Consider the following 6,632-nt stretch of genomic DNA (forward strand, 5'->3'; position numbering starts at 1 on the left):
TGTTACGGTTGTTTTGGGGCCAGCTTGATTAGTGACTAAGTGTCATGCACGGAATGACAGGGAAAGAGTGTCATTCCCTTTTCCTCTGTCATTCCCGTGAAAACGGGAATCCATACTCCAGATTCCGCATCAAGTGCGGAATGACAGGAGGGTGCGGTGTGCTTGTCAAACAAAAAAATTATGATAATATGAAAATATGAACGAAGAGGCAAAAAAGATAAAATTCTATAAAGCTCAGGGCTGGAGGCAAATAGAAGAAAAATCCATTCCCTTTAGATATATGAAAAACAGGATCGTTCTTTTGTCGGTTGACCCCCACCATTTATTTACATTCTGGGAAGTGATGGAAAAACCACCCTTTACGCTCAGTGTATTTGATGTCACCTACAGATATTTCCCACAATACAATGAAGTCTTTTCATTTAAGGTAGAAAATGATATAGGAAGCTGGTATCTAAATGGAAATCCCTCTGCTGTCTATCTCGCTCAGATAGGTAAGATAAAAGAGGGAAAATTTGTCCTAATTGCTCAGTCCAATGTTGTTCACATGCCCAATAACTCCGTATCCACCAACAGGATATGCCTGGAGCTGAAGAAGATAAGGATAAAGAAAAAAGAGATACTTAAAGAAGAAAAGATGGAACACGCCTATGAAGAATAATCCGGGTTTTTTAAATCTCGTCCTGCATGCCCACCTCCCTTATGTCCGTCATCCCGAATTTGATGATTTTTTAGAGGAAGACTGGTTCTATGAGGCATTGTGGGAAACATATATTCCATTCATAGATATGCTGGAAAGATTATGTTATGAAGATATAGACTTTAGTATAACGCTCAGTCTGTCTCCTACCTTGTGTTCTATGATGGAAGATAAACTGTTAACAGAGAGATTTTTAAAGAAGATGGAAAATTTGAAAGGGCTTATCTTTAAGGAGAAAAAGAGACTAAACAACACTGCATTTGAAAAATCTATATTGATGTATGAAGAGAGAATAAAAAGGGTAGAAGAGATAATTTCACGCTACAATCCAATTACGAAAGCATTTAAGAGATTTTTTGAAGAAAAAAAGCTAAATCTCATCACAACATCCGCCACCCATATCTTTATGCCGCACCTACGGTATGCAGGAAAAGCAAACGAAGCCCAGATAAAGATAGGACTTGACTATCTTAAAACTGTATTCGGTAAAAAACCAAAAGGCTTGTGGCTGCCTGAATGCGGATATTACAGGGGAGTGGAAAATATATTGGAGAAAGAAGGCATAGATTACTTCTTTGGGGAAACACACTGCATTATGTATGCAGACCACTATCCAAAGAGGGGTGTTTACGCACCGATGTTCACAGAAAACGGTGTTGCTTGTTTTGCAAGGGATATAAGCTCTTCCAGGCAGGTATGGAGTGCAAGGGAAGGTTATCCCGGAGATGCTGATTACAGGGAATTCTATAGAGATGTGGGGTTTGATGCCCCTTATGATTATATAAAACCCTACTTGCATAAAGATGGTGTAAGGAGAAATACAGGATTAAAATATTACAAAATCACAGGCAGTAATGTAGATTTAGGAAAAAAAGAACCTTACAATCCCGAGTCTGCCAGAAAAAAGGCAGTCATCCATGCAGAAAACTTTTTGCTCAATAGACAGAAGCAGATGGAATATTTAAATACCATTTATGATAGACAACCCATCATAAATGCACTCTATGATATGGAGCTGTTCGGTCATTGGTGGTGGGAAGGAATAGACTTTCTGGAAGAGATAATAAAAAAAATAGAGAAATTTGACATGAAACTTATAACGCCTGATGAGTATTTGAATATGTATCCCGAAAATCAGATGAGCAGGTTGAATGAATCCAGCTGGGGATGGAAGGGATACGGAGAGATATGGTTAAACGAAGCAAATGATTGGATATACAGACATCTGTACGAAATGGAAGACAGAATGGAAGAGATGGCAAAAAAATACAAAGATACAAAAGATGAAAGAATATCGTTTATACTGTCTCAAATGGCAAGAGAATTACTGCTGGCTCAATCCTCTGATTGGCCGTTTATCATGCATGGAGGCAGCTGCCGCCAGTATGCAGAAAGAAGAGAAAAACTGCACATAAACAGGTTCAATCACATGTATGAAAACCTGAAGAGAAACTTTATAGATGTGGAATTTGCTGAAGAGAGTTATAAAAAAGACAATATTTTTCCGGACCTGAACTGGAAGGTTTATGCATATTAAAATTACAATAGGAATAATCTTTTTATTCCTCATCCTCTCTGTCCATTCCTTCGCACAGGAAACCCACATTGAAGCAGATAACATCACCTATTACGAAAAACAAAAACTCTACATCGGAGAGGGACATTGTATTATTAAAAGAGAAGAGGCAACATTAAAAGCAGACAAAATAGATTTTAACAAGGAAACAGGTATCGCTCATGTCAAAGGCAATGTAGAATTTCACTCCAAAGATGATTGGATAAAGGGGAAAAAGGGCACAATAAATGCAAATTTATGGAAAGGGTTTATTGAAGATGCCACCTTGTTCATCTCCAAAGATTCTCTGTGGATAAAAGCAAAAAAGATTGTCATTCTAAATAAAACACACTTCTATGCAGAAAATAGCGCACTTACCTCCTGCTTCTGTAAAAACTGGTTGAAGGGGAAATGTAATCACCCCAAATGGACCTTCCATGCCAGAAAAACTTATGTAGTAAGAGACAAATACCTGAAAGCCTACCCTTTAGTCTTTAAGACAAAAGGCGTGCCTGTATTTGGACTGCCTTATGTATATCGTGATTTAAACAAAGAAAGGAGAACAGGATTCTTAACCCCTTCTCTTGGATATTCTTCTCGGGGAGGATTTAAATATAGACAACCGTTTTTTTTAGCTCTCTCCGATTCTCAAGATGCTACCTTCACATATAATCATGTAGGAAGAAAGGGTAGCGGAATGGATGTAGAATATAGATACTTCTGGACTAAAGATAGCTTTGGCCAGTGGCATGCTACATTTTTCAAAGAAGAAAAACCATATGGGGCAAGTGATAAAAAATCTCTCCGCTATAATGTGCATATCAAGCATACTCAGGATTTAAACCAATACGGTATCATTAAATCCGACATAAATCATTTGAGTAATAGAAATAACTATCATGTATTTAGAGACGATGAGCTTTCTTTGACCAGCGAAAGATATACAACGAGCAAGCTGTGGTGGGAATGGCACAAAAATGAATATAAACTGGCTGTAAACAACTACTATTATGAAGACCTGCTCTCGGAAAACAATGATAAAACCTTACAAAAGTATCCTCAATTTGAGGCTTCAATAACAGAAAAAAAGATTCCATCCACGCCATTTTATCTAAACACATCAACATACTTAACAAAAAATTACAGAAAAGAAGGAGAAAAAGGATGGGTGTATTCATTATATCCCTCATTAAAAGCACCTTTTTCTATTTATCAGTTCAGCTTTTTGCCGCAAGGAAAATTATATTATGATTACAGCTGGTGGAAAAATGAAAGCGGTGAAAAACACAATAGGGGAAGAACAATTCCTGAGGGTATATTTACTGCAAGCACCACACTGGAAAAGATATGGTTTACAAATAAAGAAAATACAGAAGGCATAAGACACAAAATCATTCCTCAAATCTCCTACGATTATATTCCTTACAAAGACCAGAGTGAGCTGCCCGATTTTATATCCACTATAGATAAGAAGAATATGTTAACCTTTAGTTTGGAAAATAGAATCACACAGAAAAAGAATAATAAATATTTTAATCCTCTATATGTAAGGTTCTCTCAGCCTTTTAATATAAACAAAAAACGCCTTCACCAGAATGCTTTTGAGCCATTCTATATAGAAGGTGTATATAAACCTACAAATACATTTTCCTTTGACTGGAAAGCTCATTATTCTACCAGAAAGGGTCTTTTTACACAAAGCAGCGAAAATGCGCACATAAATGTGGGTATCTTGAAGTTCTCCACCGGCTATGTGATGAATAGAGATTCCGGTTACCTGTTGAGCGATGAGTCGTGGAGTGGAAGAGTGGATATATATCCACAATCAGGGTTGAATATTTTCTATTCATTTGAAAGAAATTTAAGATATGGATACTTTCCTCAAAAACGGTTCGGCATAAACTATATGGAAGACTGCTGGGGTATAAGCCTGCAAACATATATAAATGAAACGATGGAGGAAAATAGAGAAGGTGTTAAAGAGAGAAAGAAAAATATAGGTATATGGTTTATGTTCACTTTGAAATCCATCGGTTCCTGGGGCAAGGGAACATGAAGATTGCCTGCGGTATAACAGGAGCCAGCGGCATGCCTTATGCCGTAAGACTAATAGAATTTTTAGCTCAAACAGAAAATGAGATTTATGTGGTCATATCAAAATGGGGAAAGAAAATTATAAAGTTGGAGATGAACAAAGAATGGGAAGAGATAACTGCCGGATTTAAAGGAAAAATCTATAATTTTGAAGATGATGATCTGTTTTCACCGCTGGCCAGCGGTTCTTTCGGTATAGAAAAAACAATAATTATGCCCTGTTCTATGAAGACACTATCCGCTATTGCACACGGTTTTTCCCAAAACTTAATAGAAAGAATGGCTGATGTATCCATAAAGGAAAACAAAATGCTGATCTTAAGCCCCAGAGAGATGCCCTTTTCTCCCATCCACTTAGAAAATATGCTGAAATTAAGTAAAATAGGTGTAAAGATTGCACCCCCTATTCCTGCTTTTTACCATCATCCAGAAAATATAGAGGACATAACAGATTTCGTAGTGGGCAAAATATTGGATATATTGAAGATAGAACACAGCCTCTTTCGGAGATGGCATGGCAATCCAGCCCTTTAAAAATATCAAAAGACTGAGAAAAATCTTTATTATTGCTACTAAATATGGATTTGGGGAATTTACAGAACGCACAAAAGCTTTTCTTTTCAAAAAAAATGTAACAAATGTAGGGCGAAAACTGAGGCTGCTTCTGGAAGATTTGGGTCCCACCTTTATTAAGTTAGGACAGCTCTTGTCCACCCGAGAAGATATTTTCCCACCCTCTATAACAGATGAACTGAAAAAATTGAGAGATGAGGTAGCCCCTATTCCTTTTGAACAGATAAAAACAAGGATGGAAGAAGAGATACACGCCCCTATAAATAAAGTCTTCCTTTCTGTGGATGAAAAAGCACTTGCCTCTGCCTCTATCGGTCAGGTGCATAGAGCAAAATTAAAAGATGGAAAAGAGGTAATCATTAAGGTAAAAAAACCGCAGGTTGAAGAAATAGTAAAAACAGATATCGATATTATGAGGCATACTCTATCCATTGTCGGCAGAGATATAAAACGCATACTCAAAACAGACCTCATGCCTTTTCTGAGAGAATTTGAAGAGAGTATAGGAAGAGAGATGAACTATGAAATAGAGGCAACCTTCGCCGATATATTCAGAGAAAAGTTTAAAGACACACCCCTTGTTTATGTACCGATCATTTATCGGCAATACACCACAAAGAATATTATTGTTATGGAATATATAGATGGAATAAAAGCGGATGATGTAGAAAAGATAGAACAGATGGGCTTTGATATAAAAAAACTATCCCGGGAAGGAGCGAAGATATTCTGGCGGCAAATTTTTGAATTTGGTATATTTCATGCCGATCCTCATCCCTCAAATATACTACTGATGAAAGATGGCAGAATATGTTACATAGATTATGGAATGGTAGGAAGATTGTCTGAAGAAGACAGTCTCAATCTTGTAGATATGCTTATGGGATTCATCCAGAGAGATGCAGAACGCATGTTTTATGCAATAGAAAATTTTGTAGAATTTAGAGAAAAAGTTAATATTCAGGCGATGAAAAAAGATATTGCTCAAATGATCGACAGTTATCACTCTCTACCTTTAGAGAAAATCAATTTAGGCAACATGTTAAGGGATGTATTTAGTCTTGCCAGAAGACACAAAGCATACTTAAACAGAGGTAGTTTTCTGCTTTTAAGAGCAGTAATCATTGCGGATGGGGTAGGAAGAAAGCTCTATCCCGAATTCAACTTTGTAGAGTTAGCCCAACCATTCTTTAAAAAATTCATCACCAAGAAACTCAATATTTTCAAAATTTTAAACACGATGTTCACCCACTTCAGTATCGCTTACATATTAAAGATACGCCATATACCTTATGTCTTAGCTGGGCTGCTGGGAAAAATAGAAAAAGGAGAAATAGATATAAACATAAGAATGGAAGGCATGAATGACCTCTTGCGAAGGGAACATCTATTTTCCCGTCAGAGAAACCTCACCCTCATTTTGTGTGCTGTTCTATTGTCCACTGCTCTTATCTGGGCAGGAGGTTTTAAATACACTTTATTTGGCATCCCTATTATATTTATAGCTGCTTTTGTTATAATTACCTTTATTGTTGCTATGATGATAGACGCAGAAAGGCGATTGTAAAATTATGGTTAAATTCTTTTTTCAGTCTCGAATTGCCTCTTCCTTTGTCGTAAAAACCTCCAGTTTTTACGACCAAACCTGCGGTTTGTGTCATAAAAACCTCCAGTTTTTACGACCAAACCTGCGGTTTGTGTCATAAAATT

5 protein-coding genes are annotated in these 6,632 nt (G+C 36.9%); all 5 read left to right on the plus strand.

Annotated elements, in window-relative coordinates; translation table 11 throughout:
• Window positions 1-196: 196 nt before the first annotated feature.
• Genes J7J10_04485 through J7J10_04505 form a run of 5 tightly spaced genes read left to right on the plus strand, consistent with a single transcriptional unit; the run spans window position 197 to window position 6,489 of the window.
• Window positions 197-661 (plus strand): DUF4912 domain-containing protein, encoded by a 465-nt coding sequence (locus tag J7J10_04485; protein MCD6130187.1) that lies wholly within the window; start codon window positions 197-199, stop codon window positions 659-661.
• Window positions 651-2,237 carry a DUF1957 domain-containing protein gene (locus J7J10_04490; GenBank protein ID MCD6130188.1) on the plus strand — a complete coding sequence of 529 codons (1,587 nt, stop codon included), beginning with the start codon at window positions 651-653 and terminating at the stop codon, window positions 2,235-2,237. Before J7J10_04485 ends, J7J10_04490 begins: the two co-directional genes overlap by 11 nt.
• Entirely contained in the window at window positions 2,227-4,311 is a 2,085-nt protein-coding gene (locus tag J7J10_04495) for an LPS-assembly protein LptD (GenBank protein ID MCD6130189.1), read from the plus strand. Before J7J10_04490 ends, J7J10_04495 begins: the two co-directional genes overlap by 11 nt.
• The gene (locus tag J7J10_04500; GenBank protein ID MCD6130190.1) at window positions 4,308-4,883 is read left to right on the plus strand and encodes a UbiX family flavin prenyltransferase; all 576 of its coding nucleotides are present in this window, start codon (window positions 4,308-4,310) and stop codon (window positions 4,881-4,883) included. The genes J7J10_04495 and J7J10_04500 overlap by 4 nt, the downstream gene beginning before the upstream one ends.
• Window positions 4,864-6,489 (plus strand): hypothetical protein, encoded by a 1,626-nt coding sequence (locus J7J10_04505; GenBank protein ID MCD6130191.1) that lies wholly within the window; start codon window positions 4,864-4,866, stop codon window positions 6,487-6,489. Before J7J10_04500 ends, J7J10_04505 begins: the two co-directional genes overlap by 20 nt.
• Window positions 6,490-6,632 lie beyond the last annotated feature (143 nt).

The organism is Deltaproteobacteria bacterium (assembly GCA_021159305.1).
Classification (GTDB): domain Bacteria; phylum Campylobacterota_A; class Desulfurellia; order JAGGSF01; family JAGGSF01; genus JAGGSF01.